This window comes from Actinomyces timonensis DSM 23838 (assembly GCF_000295095.1).
Classification (GTDB): domain Bacteria; phylum Actinomycetota; class Actinomycetes; order Actinomycetales; family Actinomycetaceae; genus Actinomyces; species Actinomyces timonensis.
This window is the reverse complement of the sequence record NZ_JH806632.1, coordinates 1,023,756-1,040,705: the sequence shown is the minus strand read 5'-3', so window position 1 is coordinate 1,040,705 and position 16,950 is coordinate 1,023,756. Positions and strand designations below refer to the sequence as shown.

The following is a 16,950-nucleotide window of genomic DNA, read 5'->3' as shown; positions in this document are numbered from 1 at the left end:
GGTCCACAGGGTTACATAGTCATCACCGCCGGGCGGAACGGATCGGGAGGGTTGGGGAACCCGTTGATCGATCCGGGCCGAGACTGGTGCAGGTCTTAGGGAGCCTGCTCCAGGCGCTCCGGCGAAGGAGGCCAGCTCCTCCCTTGTCATGGGAACCGGGGGAGTTGAGCGGCCTCGCGAACGAAGGGCCCGTGGGCCCGGGTGAGAGCCCGGGTCCACGGGCCCCGATCGTTCCTTGAACTGCGCCTGACCTGCTTTGATACTGACGAAGATCAACTGTTGGGGATCGCCGGGGCTGCATAGCCTGGATGGCGACCGCCAGGAACAAACCAGGAACAAAGAAGTACTGGCGCTCCATGGATAGGAGTGAACAATGCAGACGATGGATCGCAGGAGCGCTCTGAAGACGGCCCTGATCGTGGCATCAGCGGGCACCGCTGCCGTGATCGCCCCGAGCGCCTTCGCCAAGACCGAGAACGCGGCGCCGCCCGTCAACACGGCGCCGGCCGACCCCGATACCCAGTTCGACAACATCGTCAAGTCCCTCGAGGCCCTGCCTGAGGACCTGAAGAACGCCGATCCGGGAACCACCACCGACTACTCGACAAGGCTCCACAAGGAGTTGGACGGGCTCAAGGTGGTTGATAGGGGCCAGAACATCCAGAAGGATGGCGCCATCCAGTACGGCTTCGGCTTCAATTGTGTGATGTCGGTCGCTGGAGTCATCCTCGAGTATGGTATTCCCGTGGCCAAGGTTATTAGCTGGATCCGCAAGGCCCGCGCCCTCTATGGTGGGGTGGAAGGCATTTTGTACGCTATCCAAATCGGTGCGGCGCAAGCTGAGGTTGGCGAGGAGGCCGCAACTATTCTCGCTGGTATCCTTGGGCTCGACAGCGTGATTAATGCCTGCTTCGGATGAAGCGTTATCGGATGGTCTGGGGGTGCGGAATGTGAAAGATGAGACTGCTGAATCTGGGGTGACTAGTTCCGGTGCGCGGTGGAGGCCCGAGATACCGCTGTCCGCGGTCATCTCGGGCAGGGCGTTCCTGGCAGTGCTAGAGGGCCTCGTGCTGTGGGCGATCGTCGCGATCGTTTCCAAGATTGCTGATCTGGGCATGACGAGCGACTCGGCCTTCGCTTTCGCATTGACCGCTGCCATCATTCGCGAGGCACTGGACGCCACATGCATGCGCGTCATCATGCGGATCCGGCGCTCTCAGGACTTCAAAGGAGGCCCTGCGGCGATCTGCTCCTTCATATGGCCGATCATCGCCGGGGCCGTCGCATCGCTCGTCGTCATGCCGGAGCACTTCTGGCTCCTCACGGCGACCGTGTGGGTCTCCTACGCGCTCCTGACGCTCCGACTCGAGAAGCCCTGGGACACCACCCTGAACTACGCGGAGATGAAACGGCGATCCCGCGCTGTTCGGGTGATGACCCGGGAGGTCTTCGCCGAGGAGATCAGGGACGGGCGGATCAACCTCCCTCCTCTACCACCTGACGAGGATGAGTTGGAGGAGGAGACGCGTGAGCGAGGCGACCACTGACGAGCCTCGGCAATGGTCGCCAGCCATCCCGCTGCGCGACGTCATCGCCGGGCGCGCCCTCGTGGCGCTTCCCGTCTGGCTCCTCCTCAGCCTTCTCACGGGTGTCGCCGATTGGTGCGCCGACCTCGGGATGGGTGTGACCTCCGTGCTCGGCCTTTCGCTGATCGCCGTGGCGGCGCGCGAGACCCTTGACGTGGCCGGTATGCGCATCTTCATGCGAATCCGCCGCACGAACACCTACAAGGGCCGCGCCGCCACGGCGCTCACGCTGCTATGCCCGCCCATCGCGGGCCTCGCGGCGGGCATGGTCGTTCATCCCGGCAGCATGGGACCCGCCGTGCTCGCCCTCCTCGTTGCGCTCACCTACCTGCCCTGGATCCTCCTCGCACGACCGTGGGACAGGCGGCTCACGCACGAAGAACTCCAACGTCGCCGTCGGCCGCCCCAGATCTCGGAGCAGGACCTGTTCCGAACCGGGGTCAAGAACGGGATCTTCACCCCCATCGACCTGCCGGACGCGCACTGAAGGAATGGCGCCAATTCCAGGCGATTCAGACTCGTATTGCTGGCTCTGGTCTGGGGAACGCTCGGTATGCGCCTTTCGCCCGGCGTGTCTGTCATGTACGGTGCATGGGTCACCTGTGAGAGGAGGGCCTTATGCCGCGGCCGCAACTCGATCCTATTCGCGCGCTGATCGTGACTGCCAATCCAGCGGATCATTCTCGTCTTCTGAGAATGCTCCGCGCGGATGAGGCGATGGGAGTGGCGGCATCGACCGTGCGGGCGCAGGACGTCCTCGACGCGTCGAGCAGAGAAGACGCGCACGACGCTCTAGTCGAGGCCGATGTCATCATGCTCGACGCTGATGAGAATGACTCCTGCCCCTGGCGTAGTCTCGTGGGTGCCCTCGCCCAGGAATGCCCGACAACCAGCGTCGTGATGCTCACACGAGGCAACGAGGACGAGGCGCTATGGGCGGCGATGGGCGGGAATGTCGTAGGAGTGCTCACCAAGGACGAGTATCCCAGGAGTATCGCCATCGCACTGCGGCGAGCATGCCGGGGCGAGCCCGTGGTGTCATCTCGGCCCATGCGCCTCCTCATCCAAGCCTTCCGGACCAGTGTTGGCGCAGAATCGGCCCACCAATCACATGACGATGATGAGCCAGCGTCCCTTCCTCCACACCTAAGATCCGTGTATGGCCTCCTCCTCGGTGGGCAATCGAATCGCCGTATCGCGCGGTCGCTCAGCATCACGGAGAACACCACCAGGGTGTACGTCTCTGATGTGCTTCATCGACTCGGGTACTCCTCGCGCACCGAGCTCATCGCCGGCGCGCTGCCCTGAGCGCGCCACGGCGTGAATGGGAGAATGCTCCATTCGCTCCCATTCACGCCGTAGCGCCGTTGCGAGATCAGTTCCCGTCGCTGCCCCCGGCGGTCTCGACGGTGACGCCGTCCTTATCGGCGGTGGGGTAGCCCGGGGCAGGGTCGCACTCGTCGCCCAGGCCGTCGCCGTCGTAGTCCGTCTGCCCCCAATTGCCGACGGTGGGGCAGTTGTCCGTCGCGGCGGGCGTGGAGTCGCCGTCGTCGGAGACGAGGAGATCGGTTGTGGCCACGGCGCTACCGCCATTGGACTGCGTGACCCGCAGCGCCAGGGAGCCCTCCGCCTCGGAGGCGAAAACATGGTCGACCGTCGGCGTAGACGTGGTCTCGTCATAGACGCCATCGCCGTCGAAATCCCACTCGTAGGAGGTGATCTGGCCAGCGGTCGCATAGGAGGCGGAGGCGTCGATCGTCAGCTTCTCACCCGCTCTGGCCACATAGGGGCCCTGGATCCAGGCGAAGGGCGTCTCGGGTGTGGCGTCGGCGGCCGCCAGCGCTGGCGCGATGGGAGCCCTGCGGGCGCCCGCGGGCTTGGCTGCCGAGGGGATGCCCACCTGCTTCGCGATGAGATCGCCGATCTGCTCGTGGCCGATCATGTTGGGGTGGTAGAAGACCGCTGGGTCGAGGCTCCAGGTCGATGTCGTTGTGCCGTCGCCGGCCCGCCGCCCCTCTGTCTCGAAGAACTCGTTGATCCAGCGGTAGTCATTGCGGGCCCACACCGAGGGGTCGGGCTCGTGCCCGCTGAAGGCGGTGGCGGTGCCATCGACGAAGGTCGCCTGCAGCCCCGGGGCAGCGGCGTTCCACTCCTGGACGAGCGACGACTGCATGGCCGTGGCCTGGTCCGTCAGGCCGCGAACCCCACTGCCGGCGTCGTAGCTCTTGCCCCAGTTGCGCAGCGTGTAGGAGGCGTCCGTGGCCAGGTAGGGGTAGCCGACGAGGATCACCTGCGCGCCGTCGGCCAGCTTGGCGTCGAGCGCGGACAGGATGGCCCGAGTGCTCTCCTTGACCTGCGCCATGCCGTTGCTCGCGCTGTCCACCACCTCCTGGCACTCCGAGGCGCTGCGCAGCCCGAGGGCGAAGCACTTCTGGACGATCGCCGCGAAGCCGACGTCGTTGCCCCCGATCGTCAGCATGACCAGGTCGGTGCCCTCGGGCACGGCCGCCACCTGCTCGGCTAGGACGCTCCCCGTGGTGGCGCCGCTGTGGGAGAGGTTGGTCAGGGTGGTGTGCACTCCCTGCCCATTGAGCCAGTTGACGTAGTGATGGGCCCAGCTGTTGCGGCTGCGGTAGGCCGAGGAGTCGCCGTAGTAGTCGCCCGCGCCGTTGCCAGAGGAATAGGAGTCTCCCAGCAGGGCGACGTCGAGGGTGGTGGCCGCCTCCTGCGCGCTCGCGGGTGGGCTCGTGAACGGGACGACGACGGCGCCCGAGAGGGCGACGAGCATCGCGACGAGGACGGGCATGAGGCGGGTGCGGCGCATGGGGTGTCCTTTCCGGTGGGAGGGCTGAAGACTGATGATCGCGGCGCGCCGCAGCGCGCTTCGTCGCGCCCGCAGTGAGCCGGGAGAGGTATTCGTCTGAAATCTAGGTCGGCGTGTTGCCGCAGGTCAATAGTTCTTTAGGATGGCACGGATGGTCAAGAGGGCCCCGTTGCTCCCGCCATCCGGAGGTGGCGCAGGGCCCCTTGCCCACAGGGGAGGGCGAGTCCCACCTGGGCTTGTGCCCAGCCTCACGGCCGGGCGATTTGGTGAGCCCAGGGGCTCGGCGTAGAGTCCTGCCTGTCGGAAACGGCATGCGCCAGTAGCTCAACGGATAGAGCAGCTGACTACGGATCAGCAGGTTGGGGGTTCGAATCCCTTCTGGCGCACCAACACCCCGTCATCGGCTGAATCGACAGTCGGAGCCGGGGTGTTTTCAATGCCCGAGAGGCCCGCGTCCACCAGCCGCCTCCACACGGCCGGTGCGGCCTGCGCCAGATGCCATCCGCCCCTGGCGGCGCGAGCAGTGCGCGCCACCAGGGGCGGATGGCATCAGTCGATCTGGCGGCGCCAACGGCGGTGCGCATGACGCCCCGAGCAGGACTATCCCGCCGCGGGATCGGCTGGGCAGGTCATCCCCTCGGCTGGCAGGCTGCCATCGAGGAGCGCCCCGTTGATCGCCTTCGTCGCGCAGGAGTTCCTGCCGAGGGCCCCATGGATGGCCTCGTCGACGCTCACCAGGTGGCTGCCGGTGAGCTCACGGGCCAGGGACTCGGACCAGGCGTACGGCGTCGTCGGATCGTTCTTGTTGCCGACGACGAGGACGGGGCCGGTGGTCGCCGCGGAGAAGCCCTGGTGCTGCGGGGCGGAGGCGGAGTGCCCCCAGCCGTGGCAGATCGCGTCCATGTAGGCCTTCCGCCCGCTGTAGGCCAGCGGTGACGCCTTCTTGGCGCTGGCCGCCTGGGCGTCCCAGCTCGCCGCGTCGCCCGTGTCAGGGTAGTCGGCGCAGTGCACCGCGTAGGAGACATACGTCGTGTTCCACAGCTTGGCGAGCTGCTGCTCCGCCGTCAGGCTCGGCCCCGCCTGGACACCCTTGCGGCTGGAGGCCTGCACGGCGGTGAGATAGGTGTTGTAGAGCTTCGTGGCATTGCGCGAGCTCATCGCCTCCTTCAAGCCGGGGACCGACTGGGACCAGTAGGTCTCGGAGTGCTTGGCGATGAAGAGGATCATCGACCGGACGTCGGCCGAGCGGAAGGTCGTCGTGGTGTTGTCCAGTGTGAGGGGCTGGGCGTCCGCGCCCTCGATGAAGGTGAGCAGCTGCGCCCGGCCCTCCTCCGGGGTGCCGGTCAGGGGGCAGCCGGAGGCCGCCTGGCAGGCGGTGATGTACTCCAGTGCCCGCTTCTCCCCGGAGGCCATGTCCTCGGAGTGGACCTGGGCGCGGGTGAGCGAGGGGTCGAGGGCGGAGTCGAGGATCATCGTGCCCGCGCGGTCCGGGAAGGACTGGATGTAGGTGGCGCCGAGGTAGGTGCCGTAGGAGGTGCCCAGGAAGTTCAGCTTCTCGTCACCGAGGGCGGCGCGGATGATGTCCATGTCCTGGATGACCGTCGCCGAGTCCATGTGGTCGAGGAGCTCGGGGACCTGGGAGTTCTGGGCGCAGGCGTCGGCCAGCTTCGCGCCCTGGGCCTGGGCCTCGGCTGCCGTCGTCGGGTCCGTGGAGGTCGCGTCCGCGCCGCCGGCGGCCGCGTCGAGGTCCGGGGCGTCGCCCCCGCCAGCGGCCGAGCCCTCCTGGGCGGCCTCGTCCGGGACGGCCGCCTCCTTGTTCTCAGGGACGGCCTCCTGCCGCTCGGCGGCCTGTTTGGAGGCGGCGGCGAGGTCGGCCGCGGTCCAGCAGGTCAACGGCGTGGACTTCCCGACGCCGCGCGGGTCGAAGCCGACGATGTCGTAGGCGTTGCGGACCAGCGGTGACAGGGAGTCGGAGATGATCGGGACGTAGTCGAGTCCGGAGGCGCCCGGGCCGCCGGGGTTGACGACGAGGCTGCCCTTCTCCCCCTTGCCATCAGCGGCGATCATCTTGCGCAGCGCGAGCGTGATCGTCTTGCCCCCGGGCTGCGAGTAGTCCAGTGGGACGGTGATGGTCGCGCACTTGCTGGCATCGCCCAGGCCGCAGTCCTCCCAGGTCGCCGACTGGGACAGGAACGTGCTCAGGTCCGGTGCCGCGGGGGAGGCGCTGGGCGTGGCGCTCGCGGTGGTCGACGGCGATGCGCTGGGGGAGCCGGTGGCCGACGGCGCCGCGGAGGCGGTCGGCTCGGCGGAAGCAGACGCGGAGGCGGTCGCGCTGGCTGCTGCGCTGGCCGGGAGGCTTGTCGCAGGGGTGACCGCGGCGCTGGCGGGCGCGCTCGTCGCGGGGTCCGCCGTCGCGACGGCGCTGCTGGGCGCGGCGGGGGAGGCGCTCGTCGTGCTGCCCGGCGCCGTAGCGCTCGAGGCCGTGGCGCTCGAGGAAACGGCTGGCGCTGCCGGGCCAGCCGCGCCCGGGTTGCCGGGGAAGCAGGCGGCCAGCCCCAGGGACAGGGAAGCCGCTGAGAGAGTCGCGAGGAGTATGCGGTGACGTGCGCGGACAGGGGATTCCATAGGCGCAGCCTCAATCCCGGCGCATACTTTGTGCATCCTCCTTAAGTATGAGGGTAAAGGGCTCCCAACTCGACGTTTGGCGCTCCTGGACGAATGTGGCGCCGATTCACCGCAGGATGACGGCCGTCCCTGCCGCGACGACGATCACAGCCGCGCGCGACTCGGCTAGGCTCCGGGGGTGAAGTTCCTCAACGGGCTGACCCCGTCCTTCGACCTGACCTACGACGACGTCTTCATGGTCCCCTCGCGCTCCTCCGTCGGCTCGCGCATGGGCGTCGACCTGGCCACCGACGACGGCACCGGCACGACCATCCCGCTCGTCGTCGCCAATATGACGGCCGTGGCCGGCAAGCGCATGGCCGAGACGGTGGCCCGGCGCGGAGGGCTGACGATCATCCCGCAGGACATCCCCGTCGACGTCGTCATGGACACGGTCTCCCAGGTCAAGGCCTCCCACCTCGTCTACGACACCCCCGTCACCGTCAAACCGCACCACACCTGCGGCTACGCCATGGGCCTCATCCCCAAGCGCTCGCACGGCGCCGCCGTCGTCGTCGACCCGGAGACCGATCGCCCCGTGGGCATCGTCGACCTCTCCGACGCCTCCGACGTCGACCGCTTCACCCAGGTGCGCGCCGTCATGTCCACCGAGCTCGTCACCCTGCCCGAGGGCATCGACGCCCGCGAGGCCTTCGACCGCCTCAAGGCCGCCCGCCGCCGCATGGCGCCCGTCGTCGACGCCGAGGGCCGGCTCGTCGGCGTCCTCACCCGCGCCGGGGCCGTGCGCTCCACCATCTACCGCCCCGCCGTCGACGCCGCTGGCCGCCTGCGCATCGGCGCCGCCATCGGCATGAACGGCGACCCCGCCGGGCGGGCCACCGAGCTCGTCGAGGCCGGGGTGGACGTCATCGTCGTCGACACCGCCCACGGGCACCAGGACCGGATGCTCGACGCCGTCGCCGCCGTGCGCGCCGCCCTGCCCGAGGGCCTGCCGATCGCCGCCGGGAACGTCGTGTCCGCGGCCGGCGTGCGCGACCTCGCCGCCGCCGGCGCCTCCATCATCAAGGTCGGGGTCGGCCCGGGCGCCATGTGCACCACCCGCATGCAGACCGGTGTGGGCCGCCCCCAGTTCTCCGCCGTTCTGGAGTGCGCCAGCGCCGCCCACGAGCTCGGCGCCTCCGTGTGGGCCGACGGCGGCGTGCGTCACCCCCGCGACGTCGCCCTCGCGCTCGCTGCCGGGGCCTCGAACGTCATGATCGGCTCCTGGTTCGCCGGCACCCACGAGTCCCCGGGGGACGCCCAGATCGATGCCGACGGGCGCGCCTACAAGGAGTCCTTCGGCATGGCCTCCATGCGCGCGGTCCTCGGGCGCACCGAGGGGGAGAACGCCTTCGACCGCGCCCGCAAGGCTCTTTTCGAGGAGGGCATCAGCGGCGGGCGCATGTACATCGACCCGGCCCGCCCCGGCGTCGAGGACCTCATCGACCAGATCATCTCCGGCGTGCGCTCCTCCTTCACCTACGCCGGCGCCGACTCCATCCCCGAGTTCCGCGAGCGGGCGATCGTCGGCCTGCAGTCCGCCTCCGGCTACCGCGAGGGCGCACCCGTCCCCGTCTCCTGGTGAATATGCAGGTCAAGCCGCCATATTCTGAGTAACTCAGTTACTCATACTGGGGTGGGGTAGCCTGTATGAGTATGGACAAGACGAGCACGTGGCCCCAGGTGGGGCGCGAGACGCTGGAATGGAAGGCGATCGCGCCCCAGTGGGGCGCGCCGTCGTCCCGCACCCGTGGACCGGTGACATACGAGGGAGCAGTGGTTCCCGAGATCGCCACCTGCTCACCGATGCTGGATCCCGACACCAGCCAGGAGGCCGACGAGGCCGCTCGGGAGCTGACCCGCCTCGACAGCGCCCTGGGCGAGCGCCTCGCCTCCTTCTCTCCTATCCTCCTGCGCTCGGAGGCCGCGTCCTCGTCCCAGATCGAGAACCTCACGGCCAGCGCGCGGGCAGTCCTCGGGGCCGAGCTGGGCGCCCGGACCGGGGGCAACGCCAAGGAGATCGTCGCCAACACCCGCATGATGACGGCGGCACTCGATCTCGCCAATGAGCTGACCGTCGATGCGATCCTCCGCATGCACGCCACCCTCATGGAGGGGCAGGCTGTTCATCCCACAGGCCGGTGGCGCGATGAAGCTGTGTGGATCGGGACCCGGTCTGACAGCCCCCGGGGCGCCGAGTACGTCGCCCCCCACCACCGCCACGTCCCGGGACTCATGGAGGACCTGGTGGCGTTCATGGCGCGAACGGATCTCCCTCCTCTGGCGCACGTCGCACTGACGCACGCCCAGTTCGAGACCATTCATCCCTTCACCGACGGGAATGGCCGAACGGGGCGCGCGCTCGTGCAGGCGATGCTGCGCGCCCGAGGCGTTACCCGCAATGTCGCAGTGCCAGTGTCCGCAGGACTCCTGGCGGAGGTCGGCGGCTACCACAGGGCCCTGATGGCCTACCGCGAGGGACGGCCTGAGGAGATCGTCCAGGCGCTGTCCCGGGCGGCGCTCCGGGCCGTTGTCAACACCCGCCAGCTCGTCGAGGACATCGACGGCATCCGCGAGGGATGGGACGAGCGCTTGACCGCGCGCCGCACCTCGGGGGCATGGCGCCTGCTGGACCTCGCGGCCAGGCGCCCCGTGATCGACGCGGCCATGGCCGCCGATTTCCTGGGATCGGCGCCGCAGAACGTCTACCCAGCGCTCGCGGCGCTCACCGATGCGGGGATCCTCATCGCCACCAAGGAGTACCGGCTGGGCACTCTGTGGCGCAGCGACGAGGTCCTCGCGGCGATCGACTCCTTCGCCGCGCGCGCAGGCCGGCGCGAGGCGCCGTAGCGAGGGCTCAGGCCGCCGCCCCGGCCTCGAGGGCCTGGGTGAGGTCGGCCACCAGGTCCTCGGCGTCCTCGATGCCCACGCTCAGGCGCAGCAGGCGGTCGGAGAGCCCATAGGCGGCCCGCCGCTCCGGCGGCACGTCGGCATGGGTCTGCGCGCTCGGGTTCGTCACGAGGGACTCCACCCCGCCCAGCGACTCGGCGAAGGTGAACACCGTCAGCGCCCCGAGGAACGTCCCGATATCCACGCCCTCGGTCACCTCGAAGGAGACCATCCCGCTGCGCCCGGGGTAGAGCACCCGCTCCACCAGGGGGCTCTCCTCCAGCGCGGCGGCGACGGCGCGCGCGTTCGCCTCGTGCCGGTCCATGCGCACCCCCAGGGTCTTCAGGCCCCGCAGCAGGAGGAAGCAGTCGAAGGGGGACAGGGTCGCGCCGGTGGTGTTGAGGCGGTACTGGACACGGTCACCCGCCTCCTCATCGGAGACGACGATCGCCCCGGCCATGACGTCGTTGTGCCCGCTCAGGTACTTCGTCGCCGAGTACAGGACGGCGTCGGCGCCCAGTTCCAGGGGGCGGCACAGGTAGGGGGTGAGGAAGGTGTTGTCGACGGCGAGCAGCGCCCCCGCGCTGTGGGCGAGCCGGGCGGCGGCCGCGATGTCGATGAGGGCCATCATCGGGTTGGTCGGCGACTCCACGAGGACGAGGGAGGCGGGCCGCTCCGGCCCCAGCGCCTCGCGCAGCCCCTCGTCGCCCAGGACGAAGTCGACCTCGTACGCGCCCTCGGAGGCGAGCACCTCCAGGAGCCGGTAGGTGCCGCCGTAGAGGTCCTCCAGGGCGACGATCCTCGATCCCGCGGGCGCCAGCGCGCGGATCGCCAGCTCGATCGCCGCCATCCCCGAGGACAGGGCGAAGCCGGCCGCACCGCCGTCGAGCCTGGCCAGGGCGTCCTGGACGACGTCGCGGGTGGGGGAGGCCGTGCGCGTGTAGTCGTAGCCGGTGGACTCGCCCAGGCTGGGGTGCCCGAAGGCCGTGGACAGGTGGATCGGCGTCGTGATCGCGCCGGTGGACGGGTCGGTGCGGGTGCCGGCCTGCGCGAGCAGTGTAGCGATCCGCAAGGAGGGCCCGGTCCCGCGGGAGCAGGAGGTGCCGGCGTCCCAGGTGGGGTGGCGGTGAACCGGGGAGGTGCGGGCGGAGGAGCGAGGGGCGTCGGGGGTACTGGCGGGGACGGTGCTCGGCGAACTGGTCATGGTGATCCTCGGAAGGGCGCGCAGGTGCGGGGGGAGGGGCCGGGTGGGCAGTGATGAACGCGTCCCGCCTCCGAGCGGGAGCGGAGTCGACGAGCGCCGCGAGCGGCAGCGGCCTCGGACTCTGACCGTGATGGGGGACAGCGACGGCTGGCGCTGTCAGCGCATCCGCATTCGACCCATGCCGTCGGCGCGCAGTCGCTGGGCGCGGGGCATGGTCATCGAGGTCGTCATGGGAGGGACGGTAGTGCCGCCACCGGCCGGTCGGTCAAGCGCCGCCCGGCATCCGGTCAGCATCTGGTCAGTGACGATGTCGAGCGATCCGCCCCATTCCGTCACACAACGTTCACACAGCGCGGTACTCTCGCCCTGGTCAGCGGCGCTCAGGCGCGCCTCGGGCCGGTTCCCCATCTCCCACCCATAGCCGAATCCCCACTCTCCCCGAAGGAGAAGCCTGTGCGATTCTCGCCGTCCTCGCGTCTGCGCACCGCCATGGGGGCCGCCGCGCTCTCACTGCTGCTCGCTCTTCCCCAGGCGCTCCTGGGCCAGGCCGCCGCCACGCCCGCCGCGCCGCCCATCCTCCAGCGGGCCGTCGACGAGGCCGCGGGCCAGGCCCAGGCCGGGACCGCTGAGCAGGTCCGGGTCGTCGTCATGCTCAAGGACCAGCCGACCTCGCCGTCGTCGGCGGCGGAGTCCGCGAACCTCGCGGCGCAGGACGCCCTCATCGCCGCCTGGAGCGGCACCTATGGCCTGCAGGTCGATGACCGCTTCGGCTACCTCGTCAACGGCATGACCGCCACGATGCCGGCGGACAAGATCGATGCGCTCGCCCTCGACCCCGCCGTGGCATCGGTGCGCAGGGAGCGCGTCTACTACCCGAGCGAGTACTCCGCCCGGAGCCAGGAGGGCGTCCCCGGGGCCCTGGCCAACTACGGCGCGGACGGCACCGGCACGGTCATCTCCATCGTCGACTCCGGTATCGACCCCTCCCACCCGGACCTGCGCCTGGACGACTGCGGCGCGGCCAAGATCCAGGAGGTCAACCCCACCGGCGGCCAGTTCACCTGCAAGGTCCCCAACGGCTACAACTACGCCGACGAGTCCTTCGAGATCCGCGATCTCACCGGCTCCCAGCACGGCCAGCACGTCGCCGGCATCGCCGCCGCCAACGGATCGCAGGGCAGCGAGCCCGACTTCGAGACCTCCGGGCGCGTCGACGGCGTCGCCCCCAACGCCCAGCTGCTCGCCATGAAGGTCATCTCCAACGACCCCTCCAAGGGGGGCAAGGCCCTCGATGGGGACCTCATCGCCGCCATCGAGGACTCGGTGAAGATGGGCGCCGACGTCATCAACCTCTCCCTGGGCGGCGCCAATGGCGTGCCGGACTCCTCCGACGGCGCCAGGGCGGCCATCGAGCAGGCCCGTCAGGCGGGCGTCCTCACCGTCGCCGCCGCCGGCAACGACGGCCTCAACTTCTCCGCCGCTCAAGGCCCGGATGACACGCTGGGCCGCTTCGACGACGGAACCGTGGCCACCCCCGGCGTCCAGGGGTCGGCGCTCACCGTCGCCTCGCTGAACAACGCCCAGGTCACGGTGCCCCGCGGCGCCCTCGGCGAGGGCGAGACCGCCATCTCCTTCGACTACGGGCGGCTCGGCGGGGCGGCGCCGGGCTCGCCGTCGCGCGTCGTCGATGTGGGGCTGGGGCGCGCAGAGGATTACGCGGCCGGAGCCGATCTCACCGGCGCCATCGCCCTGGTGGAGTACGGGGACAACTCCTTCACGGACAAGCTCGCCAACGCGCAGGCCCACGGGGCAGCGGGCGTGCTCCTGTTCAATCCCCAGATGGGCCAGGGCCAGCCCATCAACCCGGCGGGCGCGGAGGCCTTCCCCCTGTTCTCCGCGATCACCTCGCCCGACCGGGCCCAGGCGATCCGCGCTGCCCTGGCCGAGAACCCAGACCTGCGGATCCGCTTCGACAGCTCGACGAGGTCGATCCCCTACCCGGGAGGCGTGACCCCCTCGTCCTTCACCTCCTGGGGCGCCACCCAGAACCTCGACTTCGAGCCCGAGATCGCCGGCATCGGAGGCGCTGTCTACTCCACGGTGGGCTCCGCGGGCTACGCCACCATGGAGGGCACCTCGATGGCCGCGCCGAACGTCTCGGGCACGGGGGCGCTGCTCCTCCACGACCTGGCCACCCGCTCCCCGCAGGTCCAGGGGTCCGAGAGGATCGATCTGGCCAAGACCCTGCTCATGAACACCGCCAGCGTCCCGACCGCGGCTGATGGCAGCCCTGCCGCGCCCCGCCAGGTGGGCGCCGGGCTGGCGCAGATCGACAAGGCCCTTGCCTCGCCTGTCAGCGCCACCGTCGATGGCTCGCCGTCAGTGGCGCTGCGCGAGGTGAAGGCCCCCAGGACCTTCACCGTCACCCTGACGAACCACTCGGGCGCCGACGCCTCCTATTCGCTGCCCGCCCAGGAGGTCCTCACGGAGAGCAACACCGCTGGCGCGCCGACCACCACGTCCGTCTCGGCCACGGAGACTCTGACGGCGTCGAGCAACGAGGTGACCGTCCCCGCGGGCGGCACCGCCACCGTGGACCTCACGCTCGCCCCGGACACCGCCTCCACCCACTTCATCGAGGGCTGGGTCCGCCTCGCCTCGACCACGGGGTCCCCCGATCTCGTCGTCCCCTACCTGGGATTCGTGGGCGACTGGAACGCCGAGTCGATCATCCAGCCCGAGGGCCAGACCTGGGGCATCGCCGGCGGCGCCACGGACACCACGGGTCTGGTCGGCAAGGTCGACGCCTACACGGTGCCCGTCGCCGCCGCGGGTGGCCAGCGCCGCGCCGTGTCGCCCAACGGCGACGGCAAGATGGACGCCGCCCTGCCCTCGCTCGTCATGATGCGCAACGCTCGGGACATCCACTACGAGGTCCTCGACGCGGCGGGCAACCGGGTCGTCGACCTGGGCGATGAGCAGAACGTCCAGCGCTACACGGGCCAGAGCTTCGCCAACCCCGCCAATAGCGGTCTGCTCGGGCACGGGGGAGCGCCCTTCGACGGCACCGCCTGGAACGCCCAGGCGGGAGCCGTCCAGCCCCTGCCCGACGGCCAGTACACCTACCGGGTCTCCGCGCGCCTGAGCGAGGACTACGACTGGCAGACCGTCGACCTCCCCCTGGCGATCGACACCACCGCGCCCACCGTCACGATCCTGGGCAAGAGCGAGACCTCCGTGCGCTTCAGCGTGGCGGACTCCGGCTCCGGGCTCATGGGCGACCCCATGGTGATCCTCGCCGACGGCACGACCGCGCCCGTCGCCAAGCAGCCGGACGGCTCCTGGACGGCCACCCTCGCCGGCTCCACGCCGTACGCGACGATCAGCGCGATCGACGCCGGCTACAACGTCACCGAGAAGCACGCGATCTACGCCTCCTCCGGGATGTTCGTCGCCGTCGACGGCCACCTCGGCTCCGCCAGCGTCATCCTCGGCGCCGACGAGACCCGGGACATCCCCATCACCGGCTTCGTCACCCCGGACATCACGCGGGTGACGGTCGACGGCGCCGACGCCCCCCTCGCGGGAGGCGAGTTCGCCACCACCCTGGCCGGCAGCCACCCGGCCGGCACGGTCATGGTGCGCGGCTACGGCGCCGACGGCGCCCTCATCGACGAGTTCGCCGTCACCGTCGTCCGCGACACGACCCCGCCGACCGTCACCCTCACCGGCGGCGTTGACGCGGCCGGGCAGGTGATCGCCAGCGCCGACGGCGCGATCAGCCTCACCGGCACCGTCTCCGACGACCGCGCCACGCCCGAGCAGATGATCCTCACCATCAACGGGCAGGGCGTGACCATCAAGGACGACGGCACCTTCAGCCTCGCCACGACCATCGACGCCTCCACGACGTCTCTCGGCATCGCCCTGGACGACGGCGCCAACACCTCCGCGATCACTGTCCCTGTCGCCGGCCGGGCGCAGGCGCCCGAGGCCCCGTCCATCAGCCTGACGAACAGCGGGTGCTCCCGGAACATGATCTGCGAGATCTCCTCCAGCTCCCCCGATCGCAGCGCCGACGGCGTCCTCACCCTGCGCGGCGCCACCAGCGGCGGCGTGGCGAGTGTCGAGCTCACCCCCGGGTCGCGCGCCGCCGAGAACGGCGCCATCGGCGAGAACACGCCGATCACGGCGACCGTCGCCGCGGATGGCACCTTCACGGCGGCCGTGCCCGCGCCGTCGGGTGTCACCCAGTACCGGGTCGTTGCCCGTGACGCCGCCGGGAAGACCCTGATGGAGGGGGTCGCGAGCCTGTACGTGGACGTGACGCCACCGTCGGTGGACTTCACGGAGCCCGCGCTCTACGGCGGCGAGCTCTACACGAACCAGGACACCGTGGCCTTCGCCGGCACCGTCTCCGACGACCAGTGGGGCTACACCCTGCGCCTCAACAACGAGGTCGCGGCGAACTTCACCCGCCTGTTCCACCCCGGGGCGCAGGTCAACCAGCGCGACTTCTCCGAGTCCCTCGCTGTTGCTGACGGCGACACGCTGTACATCGGGGCAGTGGACGCACTGGGCAACTCGCTTCAGGCCGGCGTCCCCGTGCACGTGGACAAGGAGGCCCCCGCGGCCGCCCTCGATGCCAAGGACGGCGAGGTCATCCGCGACAAGCGCGAGCTGACCGCCACCGCCACCGACCCCCATATGGCCAGCCTGTCCGTGAGTGTGGACGGCAAGGCGCTGGACTCGCTGTCCACCTCCCGGGCCAGGCAGCGCACCGACGTCGAGGACGTCCTCGCGCCGGCGGGCCAGGCGGCGGGCGGCGGGGATGCCGCGGCAGCGGCCGGAGCCGGCGCTGACGGCGCGGGACCGGCAGCCGCTGGCGAGGGTGGCGCGGCCGGGGCGAACGGCGCGGCCGACAGCAATGCCGGTGGCGGTTCCGGTGGCGGTGCCGCTGGCCCGGGCGCGCTCTTCGCCGAGCAGACCGGCTCGGCGGACGCCGGCGCCCTCAATATCGGCGTGCCCACGGCCGATATGGCCGTGGGAACCCACGTCATCACCATGGCCGCCACCGACCTCGCCGGCAACACGACCACCCTGTCGAGGGCCGTCGTCGTGGACGCCGACGCCGTCATCAACGGGCCGGACTCGGCCACGGTGACCGTCGAGCCCGGGGCGCTGGCTGATCAGGCGGCCGTGGGCGCGAAGGTTCTCGCGCTCTACTCCGTGACCGACGACGGCTCGGCCACCGCCACCGGCGACACCGCGCTGTCGCTGGCGCCGGGCACCGTGCTCGCGCCGGGGGAGAACACCGTGACGATTGTGGCCACCGACGCCGCCGGCCGGATCGTGACCCGCCAGGTCACCATCACGATCTCCGTGGCGGATCAGACCTCGCCCGGAGGGGGCGGGAATGGCGCCACTCCCGGGCCGGGCGCCACGAGCAGTCCGGGAGGCCCGGGCAGCCCGGGCGGTGGGGCCAGCGCAGCGGATGGCTCCGGGAACGGCGGCACGGCGGCCGACGGCGCGCCGGCGACTCGGCCGAGCCAGCCCGGTGAGCTGCCCGCTGCGCCGCCCCGGCCGGGCCAGGTGGTCGACGCCGGGGGGCAGCCCTCCGGCCGGCCGCCGATGAACGCGGGGGCCGTGGCCAGCACCGGCGCCGACACCGCGGGCGCCCTGGGCATGGCCGCCGTGGCGATCCTCGTCGGTGGAGCGCTCCTGTGGCGCCGTCGAGTGACGCCCTGAGCTCGCACTGACCTCGCACTGAGCGAGCGGGGCAG

The 16,950-nt window shown here is 70.4% G+C and carries 10 protein-coding genes and 1 tRNA gene; 8 read left to right on the top strand and 3 right to left on the bottom strand.

Annotated elements, in window-relative coordinates; all coding sequences use genetic code 11:
• Window positions 1–373: 373 nt before the first annotated feature.
• The 4 genes from A1QA_RS0104645 to A1QA_RS0104630 all read left to right on the top strand — a co-directional run bounded on the left by A1QA_RS0104645 (window position 374) and on the right by A1QA_RS0104630 (window position 2,894).
• The gene (locus tag A1QA_RS0104645; RefSeq protein WP_017177760.1) at window positions 374–919 is read left to right on the top strand and encodes a hypothetical protein; all 546 of its coding nucleotides are present in this window, start codon (window positions 374–376) and stop codon (window positions 917–919) included.
• A gap of 31 nt (window positions 920–950) precedes the next feature.
• Window positions 951–1,547, top strand: a complete 597-nt coding sequence (locus tag A1QA_RS0104640) for a hypothetical protein (protein ID WP_154652232.1) — start codon at window positions 951–953, stop codon at window positions 1,545–1,547.
• On the top strand, window positions 1,528–2,073 hold the full coding sequence (locus A1QA_RS14915) for a hypothetical protein (RefSeq protein WP_017177758.1): 546 nt from the start codon (window positions 1,528–1,530) through the stop codon (window positions 2,071–2,073). The genes A1QA_RS0104640 and A1QA_RS14915 overlap by 20 nt, the downstream gene beginning before the upstream one ends.
• A 131-nt stretch (window positions 2,074–2,204) precedes the next feature.
• Window positions 2,205–2,894: a LuxR C-terminal-related transcriptional regulator gene (locus A1QA_RS0104630; protein WP_026048689.1), complete on the top strand. Its 690-nt coding sequence runs from the start codon at window positions 2,205–2,207 to the stop codon at window positions 2,892–2,894.
• A 67-nt stretch (window positions 2,895–2,961) separates the two neighbouring features.
• Here the strand turns inward: A1QA_RS0104630 and A1QA_RS13480 are convergent, their stop codons facing one another.
• Complete coding sequence (locus tag A1QA_RS13480) at window positions 2,962–4,410, bottom strand: GDSL-type esterase/lipase family protein (RefSeq protein WP_017177756.1); 1,449 nt, start codon at window positions 4,408–4,410, stop codon at window positions 2,962–2,964.
• Between the two features lie 313 nt (window positions 4,411–4,723).
• Between A1QA_RS13480 and A1QA_RS0104620 the strand changes: the two genes are divergently transcribed.
• A tRNA-Arg gene (locus tag A1QA_RS0104620) sits at window positions 4,724–4,799 on the top strand.
• Window positions 4,800–5,010: 211 nt separating this feature from the next.
• Here A1QA_RS0104620 and A1QA_RS0104615 read toward each other — a convergent pair.
• The gene (locus A1QA_RS0104615) at window positions 5,011–7,035 is read right to left on the bottom strand and encodes an alpha/beta hydrolase (RefSeq protein ID WP_154652231.1); all 2,025 of its coding nucleotides are present in this window, start codon (window positions 7,033–7,035) and stop codon (window positions 5,011–5,013) included.
• A gap of 178 nt (window positions 7,036–7,213) precedes the next feature.
• Between A1QA_RS0104615 and A1QA_RS0104605 the strand changes: the two genes are divergently transcribed.
• Together A1QA_RS0104605 and A1QA_RS0104600 are read left to right on the top strand one after the other, a co-directional pair.
• A complete protein-coding gene (locus A1QA_RS0104605) occupies window positions 7,214–8,659 on the top strand; it encodes a GuaB1 family IMP dehydrogenase-related protein (RefSeq protein ID WP_017177753.1) in 1,446 nt (481 codons plus the stop codon).
• 71 nt (window positions 8,660–8,730) lie between these two features.
• Window positions 8,731–9,924: a Fic family protein gene (locus A1QA_RS0104600; RefSeq protein ID WP_017177752.1), complete on the top strand. Its 1,194-nt coding sequence runs from the start codon at window positions 8,731–8,733 to the stop codon at window positions 9,922–9,924.
• 7 nt (window positions 9,925–9,931) lie between these two features.
• Here the strand turns inward: A1QA_RS0104600 and A1QA_RS0104595 are convergent, their stop codons facing one another.
• On the bottom strand, window positions 9,932–11,167 hold the full coding sequence (locus A1QA_RS0104595; protein ID WP_017177751.1) for a PLP-dependent transferase: 1,236 nt from the start codon (window positions 11,165–11,167) through the stop codon (window positions 9,932–9,934).
• A gap of 453 nt (window positions 11,168–11,620) precedes the next feature.
• On the opposite strand from A1QA_RS0104595, the gene A1QA_RS13475 reads away from it, so the two are divergent.
• Entirely contained in the window at window positions 11,621–16,915 is a 5,295-nt protein-coding gene (locus A1QA_RS13475) for a S8 family serine peptidase (RefSeq protein WP_017177749.1), read from the top strand.
• Window positions 16,916–16,950: the final 35 nt, after the last annotated feature.